Below are 16,768 nucleotides of genomic sequence, written 5' to 3'. Positions count from 1 at the left end.
GATCACAACCTAACAGAATCAATTTGACTAAAGAAATCAATAGTTTCTAATTAATTTCTAATTAGAAACTATTGATTTTCTTACAGTATTTGTTTATTTATTGTATTCACCCAAATAATCATCGAGGGTCTTATTCAGCAGCGCATCCCACTCAGGAGCGATATCGCTGTATTTTTTGCCTTCATCTCTAATGTCGTTTCTAATTTCCCACGGATTTAATGTATCGTAAGCCTTAACTACAGCAGGAATGTTTCTTGGGAATGGTACAGGATTCGAGAGCATCTGTTGAAAATCAACATTTTGGAAAGTCGCAAAATTGAAGATTGCCAATTCGCTGTCTTTGGGGAATCCTTTCACAAGAGGATGATGCTTCAATATTTCAGGATTTGTCGTAATCGGCCAGCCTAGAATGAAATCCATTAATTTGTCTTCAACTCTTAGCGGCGCATCTTCTGGAAGTCCTATATATTCATCGATCAATGCCCAACGGGATTTCAAGCCTTCTTCGCCGTATGTCAGCCATTTCAGCAATTGAAATGCCGCTTCCGCTTTCACCGGATCTTCCGCCAGTTCGCTGGACAAGCTTAAAGTATCATAATAAGCGCGGATACTGGTGGTGCCGCCATCCGGCGCTTTTGGCATCGGATAAATATCAATCTCCATTTTTCGCGTTTTCACTAGTTCATTAACATCGCTGCTCAGCGCATACATCCAACCATTTCCGACTGCTTCTAATCCGTCACCCCATGGCCATCCCAAATCGCCGACTTTTTTCTTTCTATCCTCCTCCGGCAGATCAAAGAAGTGCAATCCTTGCTTACCTTCATTTGAAACCCGATCAAGCCATTCGCCAAATTTAGGGCTGTTAGCATAATCAAATCTTCGAGTTTCGGTATTGAACCCTTTCCAGCCATTCGGAATACTATCAAAGTAATGCGCCCCAATTTCAATGAAATCAATCATACCCGGAAAAATCGGATTATTCGGAGTAAGCTTTGCGACTTCCGTACGCAAATTTTCATAATCTTCATAAGTCCAGTTATATGGCGGAATCGCGATATTATTTTCTTTTAACAACCTCAGGTTTAATACCGGAAATTGCCCGACTGATTGCCAAGGGATGCCATAAATTTCTTTTCCGTCATACGTTGTAATAAATTCTTTCGCGTTTTCGGAAATCCATTTCGATTCCGGGTCGGCTTCAAGATAAGTTGTTAAATCTAACGTTAGCTCTCTATCGTATAATTCGGCCGAAAGTGGAGAATAGAAGATGTCAGGCAGCGTCCCTTCCATCGCTCTTGCCGTAAGGATTTCAAGCTCATCGGTATCCGATTGTTCAATAGCAAATTGACGGTCGCGAGTCACTTTGATATTCGGATATTTTTCCATAAATTTTTTAATGTTTAAATACATCGTATTTGTATCGTCATTTTCACCATAGAAACGCAATGCAAACTCCAATTCAATCTGTTTTTCCTGCCAATCGGCAACTCCGTTGCCGTCTTCATCGGTTCCGCTGGACATGGATGTCTGATTATTCTCGCTAACCGCTTCCTTCTCATTTGTTCCATTTGATTCTGTCGCTTCCGGATCTTTCGAGCAGGCAGAAAGCAGAAGTGAAAGAATTAACGTAATCGAAATAAAAAATCCAATTCTTTTTTTCATAGGACCCTCCATGTTTGGATATATAATAAATTGCTTTCCTAGTATACGTCTAAAAAACATTTCGGGGAGATAGGACGCCGTCGCGAGTTAAGGTAGATAAATGATCGCGGGCATCAACGACATTGTTCTCCCTATTCTTCGAACATTTGTCTACTATTCAACGATGCTCTCTTTTGTTAACCTCGATTGGATCAATAGATCCGCTGTAAACCCCGCCGCCCCCAGTGGCATTGCATTATACTCCATGCCCCCTACTCCTTCACGGCTCATCCAGTTCGGATAGGTCCGGCTCAGAAGTAGCTGACTTTAATCAAATCCCAATACTTCAATTTTGGCAGCTTTAAGGACACCTGCCCGCCTTTCTGTTCAAATGACAATTGCACGGGAGAACCGTTGTAGTAATCGGGAGAAGCAAACATAATGCTACTCACGTTTCGATCCGCCGAGAAGTTGATGCCCACATCATGAAGCTCATTTGGCTCAGCCTGATTCGCTTCATTATCCTTCCAATCCATCGTTACCGCATTGGAGAAATTGATGAAGTGAACGATATCGCTTCCGTTCTTTTGCTTCGCAAAGGACCATATTTTCCCTTGTTTGGCTCTGGACGAAATTTCCGGCCCGCCGGAGCTTACAGCTTTCAATTCCGACTCTACCAGACCGTCCCTCAAAATATTCTGGTACGCTGTGTGGAAATCGTAATAACGAATCAGCTGTTCTTCCAATTTTGGTGAAACGGTTAAATTTTTATTAGGAAAATACTCATTGGAGAGCATGTTCTCCCCTATCTCCAAGTGGGATCCCCCAGAGGAGAAAATTACTGCGTCCGTAAACAAGACGCCTGGCGTATTGAACACCCCACGCCTTGATTTGGAATAATCATAGTTCATATACGCTGCGAGAACCGTGTTCAATTTGTTTCTGCTGGATTGGCTGTTTTGATCGATAACTTCTTTCAGATTGTCATACTTGGGATATGACCAAACCTCGGTATAAAGAAAATTCAGGGGTGCTAACGCTCCCAGTAATCCCTGCCCGTATTGATCAACCGCATTCATGACGTAATCGACGTCCAAGCTTTTCTTGGCTGCTTTTAGAAAAGAAACATACCCTTGCGGAAGCTTTACAACATCTCCCGATGCATTAAACAATGTCCCCCGATCACCTAACTGATCCACGTGCCATCCGTCAAAGGGCAGGTGCTTAAACACCTCTTTTTCTTTCTCAATAAGATAGTTTTGCCAATTAGGGTTGGCTGGATCATACATCATGATATCGCTTACCCCCCACCCCTTAAGCGGATGTTTATCCTGTTCGGCTTGATTCCGGTCTTTAAACAGCGCCCACTCTGTCTTCACGCCATCTTCTTCCGCGTTCTCGTATGCGCCAAATATGAGGTTATAATTCATTGCTTTCATATTTTTGCTGTGAGCCAAATCAATATAGCCCTTTACCGTATCGAAAGCCACCGGACGATTCGCGATATCCGGCCACACTTCTTCCGGCTGGCCGTCGGCCATTTTGATCGGATCATGGTGCTTGTATTGCCAATCATAGAACTGGATACCGTTAATATGGAATCTGTTGAGACGTTCAATTACTCTCTCTAGCTGCGCCTGGCTCATCTTAGGAAAATCACCCAAATATCCGTAACGCGGGAATTTGCTCCAGTCGGAGGAAACATCGACGGCAATATTCAGGTGGTCCACAACCTTGCCTTTTTTCGAAATAAATACTTCCGCCATATAGCCTATCAAATCATCCTTTGGCGGAGTCCAGTCCCAAACAGCTTCAGTTCCATCCACTTTCAATTCCTGTTCTCCGATTTTCTCTCCGAGATGACGGTATTGAATGAGAACGTTGGAATCAGGTTCGGATGAATTCAACTGAAGTGTAAAGTTCACGGATTCTCCCGGGTGATAAGCTGCTTTGTCAGTCGTAATACGCTTCATAATATTCTGGCTTTCCACCTGCTCTGCATAAATCTCACTATCCTTCTTTCCGCTCTCGCTGCAACCGGCAATAAAAACCGGCAAACAGCATGTGAGAATGATTGCACATTGTCTCACTTTCGTTAAATTGATTTTCATTCATTCATCTCCTGTCTATATCAAGAAAATTTCGCGTTTCATTAAGGATAAGGGAAAAATCCAAAGTCCGAGATAGACAGCGGTGGCTAGTTCAGGTAGATGAATGACCTCAGCCTTTACAACATTTCTCCCCACTCTGTCGACGATTGTCTAATTGTCAATGGAATCTGGCAAATCGCTTATACCTTCACTCAAAAAAAATAAACCGATTCCCTAGAAGGAATCGGTTAGTGCGTCAGCCTGTTTTACTGATTTATAGTGTTTGCTACTTCTTGTGTTATTTTTTCTCCGCCTTGTCTCTTCCAATCAGAGACCCATTGGTCAAATGCTACAAGCGGTGCCACCCCCATAATAATTTGCGTGAATAGATCCATTTCCGTGTCCAACAGATGTCTCCACTCGGTCTCCATCGTGTCGGTATGCGAATAGTAGACACTTTTTACCTTGTTGAGTTTTGGATCGAGCAGATTTCTCCCGCCTATCAGCAGGGAATAGGCCCGTTTGAAATTGTTGTCCCTTGTATTCCAGTATTGGATATCCGTATTGTCATAGGGTGCTAATTTCGTATTTTTAATGGTGTTCAAGTCATTATACAACAACGAATACTCGACTTTGCCAGCAAAATCTTCAGGCTTACGGTCCCCAGACAACACAGCATTTAGGGCTTTTACTGAAAATGAAATTTCATCGCGCGGTGAGAGCGCATTCCGTAATGGCTGAAAGTCTTTCCCATATTTATACTCATCCCTCAAAATAAGATTCACTGTTTTAATCACAGCTTCAGGGTGTTCATACCCTTTGCGAACGACAACAAATGATTTCGTCGGCTTGAACACTTTGGCATTGAACTTCCCATCAGCATTGAGTGGTAAGGCGTATGCCTGCCAGTTTGCTCTTGGATTGTTCTTCAATGCTTCCGGCACCGGCCAATATCCCCCGAAGAAGGGAGCAAAAAATATTCCGGCTTTACCTTCAATCACGACTTCTGCTGCAGATTCGCGAATGCCCATTTCCTGATCGATTAATCCTTCGGCATACATCTCCCGAAGTTTGCCAAGCGCCGCTTTCATCTCTGGTTGAATGGAACCATAGACAGGTTTACCATCAGTTCCTCTCAACCAAAAACCCGGATAAGCGTTATAGGCGGAAAAGACCGGATTTAAATTAAAGCTTTCGGGACCGGCATTAAAATCATCATAAAGAGAATTGCCGGTCGCAATTCCGACTGTATCAGCACGACCATTGCCGTCAGGATCTTTCTCGACGAATGCCAATGCCGTTTGTTCCAATTCGTCCATCGAAGAAGGCGGCTGAAGGCCAAGTCGGTCCAGCCAGTCCTTGCGTATCCACATCATACTGATGTCTTCCGCATATACGGATGGAAGAGCGAGCATTTTTCCGTTGAAAGTGACGTGTTCCATCGCAACCCCGTCTGTGCTGTCGATAATCCGTTTCATGACAGGCGATGCATAATGATGATAAGCCTCTGTTAACTCCGCAAGCTCATCGGCTTTGACCATTTGATCTAGTTGGAATTGGGAGACAACCATCGCGTCCGGAAGCGTATTGCTGGTGATCGCTAAATCCATCTTTTGTTCCATATTCTGATTGGTGACCATCCAGTCAATTTTGACATTTATATTTAATGTGTCTTTAATGGCCTTAACCCACGGACTATTTGACGGAGTTTCCCCTGTGTAAGACTTAAAGTTGGGGTCTACCCCCATTCCAACACTTAACGTAACCGGTTGCTTGTACTTCCCGAATGGTAAATATCCATCTTTTTCCTCAATAGAATCGGAAAAATGCGTATCTGGTCTGCTGCAAGCAGTAATCAGAATCAATGATGCGACAATGAATATCGCGGCGCTTTTGTTCAGCATACGTTCTCCTCTTTCGATCGGCTTCAATTACGCGACTGTATTTTTCTCAGCCGGTATTCGCTCGGAAGCATTCCTGTATGTTCTCGAAAGGTACGGCTAAAATACTTCTCATCCAAATATCCGGTATTTTCTGCAATCCATAAAATCGTCTTATTCGTACTAAGCAAATACTGTTTTGCTTTTTCCATCCGAATCATTCGAATATGCTCATTAAACGTATTTCCGATGATAGCCTTAAAACATTGGCTAAAATAACTCCGGCTCATATTCATTCTGTTAGCCACTTCAGCGGCAGTCAGCTGCTTTTCCATTTCAGCCCGCATCATTTGTTCAGCTTTCAAAATGCAATTGATTATTTCTTGTGAATAGTTGGTTTTATTTGCCTCAAGCCGAATCAATTCGCGAATGCCGTCCAACCACAGCTCAATTTGAAACCAGGAATTTACTGGTTCCTTTAGCGTTATTTTTCCCAGTACGGTTTGAGAGAATAAGCGGTTCCACTCATTTACAAAGGCATATAACAACCCCATAAGCTTAGCCTTCGGCAGCCTGAGCAGCCTTATTTCCCGGACGAGCTTGTGAAACAAGAAATCATGGTAAAGCCATTCCGCAGACAACCATAACTCTTTAAGCGGATCTAGATCTTCATCCGTTTGTTCAAGCTGATGCTGATATCTTTTATGAACGCAAACCGTTATGATCTTGTTGTCCGGATGATAATCATAAAACAATTCTCTTTCTGTAAAATCCCTTGTCCATCGCTGTATTTCAATCTGTGACAATCCTTTAACATCGGATAATTCCACCAATACACCGTTCTCCAATGCTTCCACTTTGCTCGATAATTGTTGCACAAGTTTACTGTCGTCACTCTCGTCAGAAAACAACAGCCAACTATTTCGATCCGCTTCAATCACGCTCACATGTGATGTGAATTTCAAATCTGCGGCCCAGTCGCTATAGGAAACATTGTCTAGACAAACAACAACATATCCGCGGTCGAGCGTAAGGAATACAGATTCATTCTGACTGCATTGAACTGCAACATTGTTCGTCTGCTCATGAATCCGGCTTGCGATCCTTCGAAGGATTTCATCAAATTGTTCTTTCTCCAGCTCCACCTTCACAATATAATCGATGGCTCCTAGGCGAAGCGCTTCCTGAATATATTCAAAATCTTCGTGTAAGGTCAGAATGACGATATGGATACCTGGATACCGTTTACGAACGATTCTCATCAATTCAATTCCAGACATTACTGGCATAGCAAGGTCTGTCAATAATAAATCAACAGCTTGCGTCTCTAGTAACTCCAGCGCTTTCTCACCGTTACTCTCTTCCCCAACGACCTGCATACCGAATTCCTGCCACGGCATCACAGAAATTAGCCCTTTCCTGACCAATTTGTCGTCATCTACGACGAGAACTTTAATCATACTATTCTCACCTCTTCAATCGGTAGGGTTAGGTATATGCTTGTCCCTTTCCCGATTTCGCTTTTTATTTCCAGCTTAGCTTTATCCTCGTACCGGGACTCTATCGTTCGTTTAACATAATTCAATCCGATACCGAGTCCAACTTTTACATGTTCGGCGGTCTTATTGTTCAGCAATTTATGAATCGTTTCCTCCGACATTCCCGAACCGTTATCATGGATCGCAATTTCAATTCCTTGATTCAACCTGACGTTTACCCAAATGTAACCGTCGTCACTTAAACCATGATATAGCGAGTTTTCCACGAGCGGCTGCAGGATGAAACGGGGGACCTGTTTTTTCAGCACATCCTCATCCACATGGATTCGAACGTCAAATTGAAAATCATATCGAATTTGCTGTAACACTAAATATTGTTTTATCGCATCAATTTCTCCTTCAATGGTTGAAGGCCGCCCTAATTTACCCAGATTATAATACAGTAATTTATTCAAAGATTGTACAAGACGATCGATTTCGTCCTGTCCGTTCATTACGGCAAGCCAGTGTACGGTATCAAGCGTATTCATCAGGAAGTGTGGGTTAATCTGATAAAGCAATTTTTCCACTTCAAGATCTACCCGTAGCTTCTCTTTTCGCTTTATCTCATCAACTAATTCCCAAATTTGTATCTTCATTTGTTGAAATTTACGCAACAAAGAGTCGAATTCCGGTATATTCGTCTGCTTGAGGTTGGCTTTGGTTTGAGCTTGCGTAATCGTATTGATTTCCGCCTGGAACTGGCTGAGTGGCTTGTATACCATCTTCCATAATAACCATGCCAATAATAGCGTTACAGTAAGAAAGACTAAGGTGAACAGCGACATCTGGACAATCCACCGATTTTTTTCTTTGTTGAAGTCTGCCTCCGCCATGACGGAAACGACATTCCAGCCTTGGCTGCTCACCTGCTTGTACCAGTAATAACCTTTCTTGTAGCCTGATGTATCTCCATTTGAAAATTCGGGATAGGTTGTTCCGTTCCTGAATAATCGCGGAGCTTCGCTATAGATGATTCTCCCGTTATTATCCACGATCACATGCGAAAGATTATTTTTGGATTGCTCGTTATCAAGCATATTTTGTACCAATTGAAGTCCCATTTCGATATACACATACACATCGCTGCGACCGGGGAAATCTACTTTTCTTAATGCCGATAACACAAATTTATTATCAAGACGATTAAAGCTTTCATGAGGTCCATAATAAGTAATTCCGTAGTATTGGGCAAAAAGAGGCAGCTTCTCGGGAGCGAAGCTGTATTTCACCGGTAAATTTTCAAAATGGTACGTTTGATCGTTTTTAAAATAATACATCGTCAATCCGATATCCGGGTTCGTAAAAGTTATAAGGTTCAATTTACTTTTGAACTGGTGTTGCAGTTTCATCCGTTGAAAAGGTTCTTCGGTCCGCATAAGCTCATCGAGCTCTCTTACTATAGTGACTTCATAAGCAAATTGTTGGGAGATATGATTTAGACTGTTGATTGAATTTTCTAAAGACAATGTGACTTGTTTGAGATTGCTTCGAATGCCTGTTTCAATTTTATTCGACAAAATCGAATTGATCGTAAAGTAAGAAATCATGCTGATGCAAATAAATGGAATGAGTGAACTAAATAGAAAGATGAAGAAAATTCTTCTTTTTAAAGTCATTTTTTAAATACCTCATGTGTTTTTGCACTTTTGTAACCGTCTTCATCTGTTCGATCCAAAAATTGTAATCGAGATAGGAAAGAATAACATCGATTCATTCTCTTTCAAGAAAGTAATTAAGGAGTAAGCTGCCGTTACATTTCTGTCGGCAGCTTACTCCTGATATTTGAGCTCTCTCGGCAGCAAATAGAAACGCTACACATAAGGGCGGTTATATTGGGAACCGCATTTACACACGTATAATTTGTTTTGTGTCTCTTGACTTCAGAGCTGCCAAAATGACCGCCAATGATTTCATGCCTTCCCCACCGGTAACCGGCGGCTCGGTATCCAGAACGATAGAATCCACGAATTTCTCAACGATATGCGTGTCTGCCTGCCCACCTTCTTTATTGGACTGAATTTTGCCTAGCTGATAATTCACAATTTCTCCGGTTGCATACTGCACCACTAAGGAATACGTCGGGTTATCCTCTAATCGAAGAATCGCTTTCTCACCATATATTATGGTTGAGTTATCTTCCTTGCTCACATACGCCCAGCTCGCGGCAAGTGTGCCGATAATACCGCTTTCTGTTTTAAGTACACAAACCGCATTGTCATCCACATCGGCAAAATCTTTTGCGCTTGTTTCAACAAAAGCTCCGACTTCCGTAATTTCTTCCCCTAACAGATAACGAAGCAAATCAGTTTTATGAACGCCTAAATCGCCCATCGCACCAACGAACGCTTTTTCTTTTTGGAAGAACCAGCCTTCCTTCCCTTCCACACTCCATCCTTCCGGCCCGCCATGTCCGAATGCTGTACGGAAGCTGTAGATCTTTCCGATTTCTCCGCTTGCAATAAGCTGGCGAGCTTTCTGGTGGGACGGAACAAAGCGTTGATTGTGAGCAATCATTAATTTTTTGCCGCTTTGAGCAGCTGCCTTAATCATAGCCTTCGCTTCTTCCTCTGAGGTTGACATCGGCTTCTCACATAGAACGTGTATACCGGCATTTAGAGCAGCGATCGTAATTGGTGCATGAAGATAGTTTGGCGTACAAACACTCACAGCTTCCACTGTACCGCTTTGTAATAGCTCTTCATAGCTCGTATACACCTTTACCCCATACTTTGCAGCTACTTCTTTTGCGCGTTCCGGGGCAATGTCACATACAGCAACAAGCTCCACATTTGGATTTAACGCATATTCCGGTAAATGACGATGCTGTGCAATACTGCCGCAGCCAATGACGCCAACTTTTATAGTTCCCATCGTTTCATCCCCTTTGAACGGTTGATTAGTTTACTTTTTCCAGTATTTTTTCTAATGGCTGTGCATTCCCGTAGACTGGACGATTGCGTTCTACAGGCTGTGCCCATTTCACGGCATTCACAATGACGCGTTGAATGTCTTTGTTATAATAAGTTGGGTAGGTTTCATGCCCCGGTCGGAAATAGAACACCTTACCGTTTCCGCGCATAAATGTACATCCGCTGCGGAATACTTCTCCGCCTTCAAACCAGCTTGTAAAAATAAGCTCGTCCGGTGCAGGGATATCAAAATGTTCGCCATACATTTCTTCTTTTTCCAGTTCGATATATTCCCCAATTCCTTCCGCGATCGGATGGCTTGGCGCCACGATCCAAAGACGTTCTTTCTCATCAGCTTCACGCCATTTCAAATCGCAGCTTGTACCCATTAGTGCTTTAAAAATTTTTGAGAAATGTCCCGAGTGAAGTACAATCAAACCCATTCCGTCAAGCACGCGCTGCTGTACTTTTTGGACAACTTCATCCTTTACTTCTCCGTGCGCAAGATGTCCCCACCAAATTAATACATCCGTATTGTTTAAAACGTCGTCTGTTAAACCATGTTCTGGCTCATCCAAAGTAGCCGTCCCAGCTTCAAATCCTGCTTCCGTTAAAAAACCTGCAATCGCGCCATGAATGCCTTTCGGATATATTTCGCCTACAAGCGGGTTTTTTTTTTCATGGCGATTTTCATTCCATACCGTTACCTTTACCATTATACGAGCACTCCTTCTTGTTGTTTGCTATTTCCAGTATAGAAAATCCGAAGCGTCAGGAAAATACTAAATCATGTAGCTTTTATATTCAAAAGTGTCTTCCTTTATTAGATAATCTATAAAGACGCGCAGTAGAGATGATTTTATTGATCCTACATTTCCAAAAGTGATATAATCCAAATAGGAATTTAACGCTCATGCCTCTAATAGAAACTAAGATGGATACGCATTCCGAAGCTATCAATGAAGAGGTCATCTATCAGAATCCGCTGCTGTTTCTAAAAATTGGGGAGATCTCCTTAGAGGCTCACCATTACAACGCCCATTTGAACGATAAACTCTGCGTCGAGGACGCTTGTACTTTGCTTAATTTGAGCTATCACTATCCCCATAAAGCGCGGTTGCGCTAAGAAGGGGCATATGCGCAACATCACATTGCCCCCGCCAATTGGTTATCTTTTATCGCAATTGCTTTTTACTTCACGCTTGTGTAACGATTATACGCATCAGTACGAATCTCAACGAGTCGTTTAAGTCCCATAGCGTTAAGCTGTTTCATATAAGAATCCCACTCTTGGTCGATGTTTCCTTTTATTATCCATTTGGCCCGAGTCGTTTGGACGTAGCTGCCGATATCCGTAGTGAGAGTAGGCAGCTCCTGGAACTCTTCCGAGCTGTACATGACATTCGGAAATGGCGTTGTCACATAGTGCCATCGTCGTTCTTTTGAATGACTGTGCCGATTGCGCACCAGAAGTTTTGAATACTCGCTTCATTGGTATAGAACTGTTCCGCCCAACGCACAGCGATTTCCGGATACTTGCAGGAGGTTGTAATCAGCAATTCGTTGCGTCTTAGGCTTAAACCGACTGGATCTCCGCTTTGGTATCGCTTTCCGTCCAATCCGGCAATCGGTGGAATGGCTACATATTCATCTTTCCATTTGCCAAATGCGGCGTCCGGTATCCACTGATTGGAGAATCCAATAATCGCAGCATCGGGATTTTGGTGCTTCGCCGTAGACATCGTACTATCCTGTGTGAACAGCTCTTGATCGATCAAACCCTCCGCATATAATTTATGCACCCACTTAAGCGCCTCTTACGAGCAAGAGTATAGTTTCTTCGTCTTTTTAAGAGACCAGCAATATTTTGTTAATTCCGCACCCGCAAACTTGATCTATCCGGATTATCTGGAATTAAAAAAACAGATTTTTTCCTATGTGCAGGATAAAAATCTGTTTGAAAAATTTTATTCCAATTGGTCACCTATTCTCATAAATGATAAATATTTTTCATTAATATCGTGCCTTATTATGAAAGTTATCTGATTTGCCTGATTTCCGCTGAAAATCTGATTCATCCCTTGCAGCAGATCGATCTGGGAAGCAATGGATTTGTTTCCCTGGTCGATCATAACGGAGATGTTATTGTTAATCCGAAATCAGATGAAGAAACGCTAGCCCGAAAGGGGGCGGAAAAGACATCCCTTCTTGGTCTAAAGCAGTCTGGAACTACCGTCAGCGGACAGTTTTCAAATGCGACATTCGGCGTAAAAATGCATATTAAATTCGGAGCGTTTGAAAAAATAATGATTGCCCAGCTGCTGATTATGCTCCTGGCCGCCATAGTCGCTTGTTCGTTAGAACTTGAATATGCGAACAAGCTGTTTAATAATCTGCTCGAACAAATTAAAATTTTTAAGATCGATAGTTATGAACATGAGCTTGAAAAACAAAGAATTCAGCTTGACTACATGAAATTGCAGATCAAACCCCACTTTTTTCTAAATTGCTTAACGAACATTTACAGTATGGCCCAGATGCAAATGTTCGAGGATATTCAAAGCATGGCCATTTCAACATCCAATTATTTTCGTTATAGTTTTCAAAACGGACAGGATTTCGTAAGACTGGATGATGAATTAGACCATGTCCGCATTTATTTGGAAATCTAAAAACACCGTTACCGGGATGCATTCTATCGCATTGAACAGGCTGACAGTACGGGCCATATGAAAATTCCGCCTCTTGTTCTTCGTTGCAGAATAAGCTTAGTCAGTACGAGTGTATAAGCCAGCATTGGCATCTATTACCACCTCGGCGGAAATAATCGTACGAAGTCGCGCTAATTTTGAGTTCAAATACGCATAGGTGGTGAAATAATTTTGAAGAAATCTTGGAAAGTCGCGGTTTTCGGAATTATGGGAATCGTTGTTCTTTTCGTTATGTTCGCTGCTGCGTATATCAATAATATTGGATTCCATAACATTAAGCTCATGTACACGTTAGGTACAACGGATAAACAAATAGTCTTGATGGATGGGAAGGGGAATTATTTAACGGAGGATCGTTCCGTTGAGCTTCTTCTTAAAGAACGAATGAGCAGCAAGGGCTGGACCTATGTCGGGCAAGAAGGCGCTAATTATTTTTTTGATAAGGGAAATGAATTAACGATCGTTACCGTGCAGCAATGGAATCATAACTATGTCATTTATCACGTTAAAGACAACGTCGTCAATATAGCGGACTAGCACATAATTATGTTGTACATTTATGAATAAACAAAACCCTACCATTGAGGGGTTTTGAAATTTTTCAAAATGTCCTTAGCGTATATTTTTGTTAAAATGTTGGCGGGCCCCCTAGTAGAAGCCCCGACTTACTGAATCTGCGATGACAAGTGCATCTTTGGGGTCGTTCTTTGATGAACTGTTATCCCGGTTTTCTTTGTTTCTCTTGGTCGTTCAGGGTTAACCATAACTACGTGTAATCCCTTATCTGCTAACCAGTTGGCCAGGTTAAACCAGTAATGGCCGGTTGGCTCCATAGTGCCACATGAGTTTCTTTGGCCATTTCAATTCCTACGACGAGGTGCGAGGTGGTAATTTGCTCAATCCGTTGATTTTGTGCGTCTGTTTGCTTAAACTTCATAGTAAGAGCGCCTCCTCGATGTGTTGTAGACAAACCCATCATACCGAGGCGCTCCTTTTTTGACAAAGGCTATGTCTTAGCCTTAACAGGAATGTTTAGTTCAATGGAACATACAATGATCTGTTAAGTTTTTTTTCTTTTTCAAGTATTGTCTGTTCATAGGTTGCAATTTTATCATCCATACGTCCCAGTACTTTCTTCATCTCTTCCAATTTAATCATGAGTTGTTTACGCTGCTCGAATAGCAGTTCTTTTCTCTCTTCGATGGTTTCATCACCCTGTTGATAAAGACTAACATATTCAAGCAACAATTCAACTGGAAGACCTGTTCCTCGCATACATTTTACATGTTCAACCCATCTGCAATCTTCCTCCGTATAATTCCTGATTCCACTCTTATTACGATTCACACGCGGAATAAGTCCGATGCGTTCATAATAGCGGAGTGTATCCTGTGAAAGATTAAATTTTTCGCTTACCTTTGCGATTGTCATCATTGAGGGCACCTGCTATTACTCATTATTGATGACCAACTATACGATGAGGTACATACGGTTCTTCCAACGATACAATTTCTTCAGGTGTCAGGCTAATCGAAAGAGCAGCTACCGCATCCTCGAGATGCAATATTTTCGTAGCGCCGATAATGGGAGCTGTGACGGGTTCTTTTTGCAGCAACCAGGCAATTGCGATTTGGGCACGTGTAACGCCATGTTTTTCTGCGATAGCCGCGACCTGATCGATGATCAATCGATCGGTATCTGCAGTCGCATCATATTTCTGTTTAGCAATTTGATCGCTTTCGGAACGAGTTGTTTTTTCCTGCGGATCTCTTGTCAATCTTCCTCCCGCAAGCGGGCTATATGGAATCACACCTATTTTTTCATCCTTACAAAGCGGGAGCATCTCTCTTTCTTCTTCACGGTAGATGAGGTTGTAATGGTTCTGCATCGACACAAACCTGGTCCATCCATTTTTCCCAGCTACGTGCAGGGCCTTCGAAAACTGCCATGCGTACATAGCTGAAGCACCTATGTATCTTGCCTTCCCTGCCTTCACTACATCATGCAAGGCTTCCATTGTCTCTTCGATTGGTGTATCGTAATCCCAACGGTGTATCTGGTACAGATCCACATAATCTGTTCCCAAACGCTTTAGGCTTTTATCAATCTCACTCATAATTGCCTTTCGAGACAGTCCGGCGCCATTGGGACCTTCATGCATGCGGCCATTAACTTTTGTCGCGAGGACAATTTCATCTCGTTTGGCATAATCCTTGAGTGCGTTTCCAAGAATCTCCTCACTTGTTCCATCAGCATATACGTTCGCCGTATCAAAAAAATTGATTCCAAGCTCCAGTGCTTTTTTAATAATTGGACGGCTGCCCTCTTCATCAAGTACCCATTGATGAAACGAACGCTCTGCTATACCAAAACCCATGCAGCCAAGACAAAGGCGGGACACATCCAAACCGGTATTCCCCAGTTTCACATATTCCATTTGATTGATTCCTCGCTTTCTAACAGTTATATTGTTTCCTTTAAATTTAGTTTACTTCTTGGAGTTAACTCCAAGTCAAGCTATCCTGCCAATTTGTTGAGCGAAGGGCTGCCACGTGGCAGCCCTTCGTCATTTGAACTATCGTTTCCCGTTAGCATTCCTGTAGAGCGTTAATTATCAGCTTTGCAAAAAAAGAAGCGCCTCTGTACGATGGAAGTACGCAAAGGGTCATAGCCCTAAAAATTCCATCATCCAGGAGGACGCTCTACTATAAAGTTTAAATCGCAAGCGAGACAAAATCAACTCATTGAAAAAATTACTGCTCAGCATTTAGTTGTCGGGATCGACATCGCCCAGCAGATGCATGTTGCGCGCGCTGTTAATTTTCGTGGCATCATCATCGGAGACTACTTATCCTTTTCTAATGACGAGGAGGGGGTTCACAGTCTCCTACTATGGATTCAAAATCTGCAAACCACCCATCGTTTAAGCGCAGCTGTCGTCGGGATGGAACCAACCGGGCATTACTGGCTTAACGTCTCTCGGTGGCTCACAGAACACCATTTTGAAGTCGTTTTTATCCGTATCTCGTCAAAAAGAACAAAGAAAGTCGCGACAATACGCCTTCAAAGAGTGACAGAAAGGATGCACTCGTTATCGCCGACATGGTCAAGAACGGTTACTACTCGGAAACTCGCACGACCCCCGAAGCCTTCGAGGATCTACGTGTGCTTCTGTCTAATCGCGACTTCGTCGTCGAACGGCTTGTTAGTGCCAAAAACCAGATCCACCGCTGGGTTGACGTTGTTTTCCCTGAACTACGCCGCGTATTCAAGACATCACCTGTATTGGATCCATCGCTACGCTTCGCCTCTTCCCTACTCCAGCGGAGCTCAGTAAGCTGCAGCCTCAGAACCTGATTCAGGGATGGAAAACCATCATGAAACGGCACTATGGTGCTAGAAAAGCAAAAGCACTCATCGAGCTGGCCAACCATTCTGTAGGATCTCCGTCAGCTTCGCATTACTACAAGCTCCACTTGAAACAATTGCTCGCCGAGTACGACCTTGCTTGCGAACAGCTAGAGGTTGTGGAGAAGGAAATTTCAACCGTATTAGAACGCATTCCCTTTGCAAAATCCATCCTTGCGATTAAAGGGATTAGTGTCATTACACTAGCTGGTATTTGGGGTGAGGCTGGCGACTTAAGCGGATTTGTTCACGGAAATGCTTTGCTGCGCCATGCAGGACTTAACCTCGCAAAAGCGAGCTTAGGCAAATGGACGGGGCAAATGAAGATTAGCAAACGCGGACGATCCCGCCTTCGCCGTTTCCTCTTCATGGCCACTATGAGTTTGGTCATGAACAATTCAGAGTTTCAAGCGATGCATGCCTACAATGTGCAATGCAAGAAGATGAAGAAAATGAGGTCTTTATGAAACTATGCGGTAAATTGGCTAGAATATTAGTCGGGATGGCGCGCACCGGTAAAGCCTACATGCCACAAAAAACGATACCGCTCATGCAAGCAGCTTAACCTAATACCCCGTTTCGTTG

The 16,768-nt window shown here is 42.9% G+C and carries 11 protein-coding genes and 3 pseudogenes; 3 read left to right on the top strand and 11 right to left on the bottom strand.

Translation table 11 applies throughout. From position 1 onward, the window contains the following. Positions 1-93: 93 nt before the first annotated feature. The 8 genes and pseudogenes from ACN6MW_RS21320 to ACN6MW_RS21285 all read right to left on the bottom strand — a co-directional run. Positions 94-1,665, bottom strand: a complete 1,572-nt coding sequence (locus ACN6MW_RS21320; RefSeq protein WP_419871961.1) for an ABC transporter substrate-binding protein — start codon at positions 1,663-1,665, stop codon at positions 94-96. Between the two features lie 290 nt (positions 1,666-1,955). Next, a complete protein-coding gene (locus tag ACN6MW_RS21315; RefSeq protein ID WP_419871960.1) occupies positions 1,956-3,755 on the bottom strand; it encodes a glycoside hydrolase family 66 protein in 1,800 nt (599 codons plus the stop codon). Positions 3,756-4,000: 245 nt separating this feature from the next. Further along, positions 4,001-5,638: a sugar ABC transporter substrate-binding protein gene (locus ACN6MW_RS21310; protein ID WP_419871959.1), complete on the bottom strand. Its 1,638-nt coding sequence runs from the start codon at positions 5,636-5,638 to the stop codon at positions 4,001-4,003. A gap of 23 nt (positions 5,639-5,661) precedes the next feature. Continuing rightward, entirely contained in the window at positions 5,662-7,074 is a 1,413-nt protein-coding gene (locus ACN6MW_RS21305; protein WP_419871958.1) for a response regulator transcription factor, read from the bottom strand. Further along, on the bottom strand, positions 7,071-8,771 hold the full coding sequence (locus ACN6MW_RS21300) for a histidine kinase (protein WP_419871957.1): 1,701 nt from the start codon (positions 8,769-8,771) through the stop codon (positions 7,071-7,073). Before ACN6MW_RS21300 ends, ACN6MW_RS21305 begins: the two co-directional genes overlap by 4 nt. Positions 8,772-9,000: 229 nt before the next feature. Continuing rightward, positions 9,001-10,026: a Gfo/Idh/MocA family protein gene (locus ACN6MW_RS21295; RefSeq protein ID WP_419871956.1), complete on the bottom strand. Its 1,026-nt coding sequence runs from the start codon at positions 10,024-10,026 to the stop codon at positions 9,001-9,003. A 25-nt stretch (positions 10,027-10,051) separates the two neighbouring features. Further along, positions 10,052-10,780 (bottom strand): ThuA domain-containing protein, encoded by a 729-nt coding sequence (locus ACN6MW_RS21290; RefSeq protein ID WP_419871955.1) that lies wholly within the window; start codon positions 10,778-10,780, stop codon positions 10,052-10,054. A 475-nt stretch (positions 10,781-11,255) separates the two neighbouring features. Further along, positions 11,256-11,881: pseudogene (locus ACN6MW_RS21285) on the bottom strand (ABC transporter substrate-binding protein); the annotation flags it as partial. A 264-nt stretch (positions 11,882-12,145) separates the two neighbouring features. Between ACN6MW_RS21285 and ACN6MW_RS21280 the strand changes: the two are divergent. Beyond that, positions 12,146-12,736, top strand: coding sequence for a histidine kinase (locus tag ACN6MW_RS21280; RefSeq protein ID WP_419871954.1), 591 nt, complete (start codon positions 12,146-12,148; stop codon positions 12,734-12,736). A 210-nt stretch (positions 12,737-12,946) separates the two neighbouring features. Next, positions 12,947-13,312, top strand: a complete 366-nt coding sequence (locus ACN6MW_RS21275) for a hypothetical protein (protein ID WP_419871953.1) — start codon at positions 12,947-12,949, stop codon at positions 13,310-13,312. A 114-nt stretch (positions 13,313-13,426) separates the two neighbouring features. Here the strand turns inward: ACN6MW_RS21275 and ACN6MW_RS21270 are convergent. The 3 genes and pseudogenes from ACN6MW_RS21270 to ACN6MW_RS21260 form a co-directional block, all read right to left on the bottom strand. After that, positions 13,427-13,712, bottom strand: a pseudogene (locus tag ACN6MW_RS21270) (IS110 family transposase); the annotation flags it as partial. 95 nt (positions 13,713-13,807) lie between these two features. Further along, positions 13,808-14,209 (bottom strand): MerR family transcriptional regulator, encoded by a 402-nt coding sequence (locus ACN6MW_RS21265; protein WP_419871952.1) that lies wholly within the window; start codon positions 14,207-14,209, stop codon positions 13,808-13,810. A gap of 22 nt (positions 14,210-14,231) precedes the next feature. Beyond that, positions 14,232-15,212: an aldo/keto reductase gene (locus ACN6MW_RS21260; protein ID WP_419871951.1), complete on the bottom strand. Its 981-nt coding sequence runs from the start codon at positions 15,210-15,212 to the stop codon at positions 14,232-14,234. 270 nt (positions 15,213-15,482) lie between these two features. On the opposite strand from ACN6MW_RS21260, the pseudogene ACN6MW_RS21255 reads away from it, so the two are divergent. Next, positions 15,483-16,748 (top strand): annotated as a pseudogene (locus ACN6MW_RS21255) (IS110 family transposase). Positions 16,749-16,768: the final 20 nt, after the last annotated feature.

The organism is Pristimantibacillus sp. PTI5 (assembly GCF_048572955.1).
Taxonomy (GTDB): Bacteria; Bacillota; Bacilli; order Paenibacillales; family Paenibacillaceae; genus Pristimantibacillus.
Note: the sequence above shows the minus strand (reverse complement) of the source record. Positions and strands in the feature narration are given on the sequence as shown.

What these genes read in the sequence shown, in the direction of transcription:
- ACN6MW_RS21320 (WP_419871961.1), bottom strand. Translation starts at nt 1,665, where the DNA reads ATGAAAAAAAGAATTGGATTTTTTATTTCGATTACGTTAATTCTTTCA.
- ACN6MW_RS21315 (WP_419871960.1), bottom strand. Translation starts at nt 3,755, where the DNA reads ATGAAAATCAATTTAACGAAAGTGAGACAATGTGCAATCATTCTCACA.
- ACN6MW_RS21310 (WP_419871959.1), bottom strand. Translation starts at nt 5,638, where the DNA reads ATGCTGAACAAAAGCGCCGCGATATTCATTGTCGCATCATTGATTCTG.
- ACN6MW_RS21305 (WP_419871958.1), bottom strand. Translation starts at nt 7,074, where the DNA reads ATGATTAAAGTTCTCGTCGTAGATGACGACAAATTGGTCAGGAAAGGG.
- ACN6MW_RS21300 (WP_419871957.1), bottom strand. Translation starts at nt 8,771, where the DNA reads ATGACTTTAAAAAGAAGAATTTTCTTCATCTTTCTATTTAGTTCACTC.
- ACN6MW_RS21295 (WP_419871956.1), bottom strand. Translation starts at nt 10,026, where the DNA reads ATGGGAACTATAAAAGTTGGCGTCATTGGCTGCGGCAGTATTGCACAG.
- ACN6MW_RS21290 (WP_419871955.1), bottom strand. Translation starts at nt 10,780, where the DNA reads ATGGTAAAGGTAACGGTATGGAATGAAAATCGCCATGAAAAAAAAAAC.
- ACN6MW_RS21265 (WP_419871952.1), bottom strand. Translation starts at nt 14,209, where the DNA reads ATGATGACAATCGCAAAGGTAAGCGAAAAATTTAATCTTTCACAGGAT.
- ACN6MW_RS21260 (WP_419871951.1), bottom strand. Translation starts at nt 15,212, where the DNA reads ATGGAATATGTGAAACTGGGGAATACCGGTTTGGATGTGTCCCGCCTT.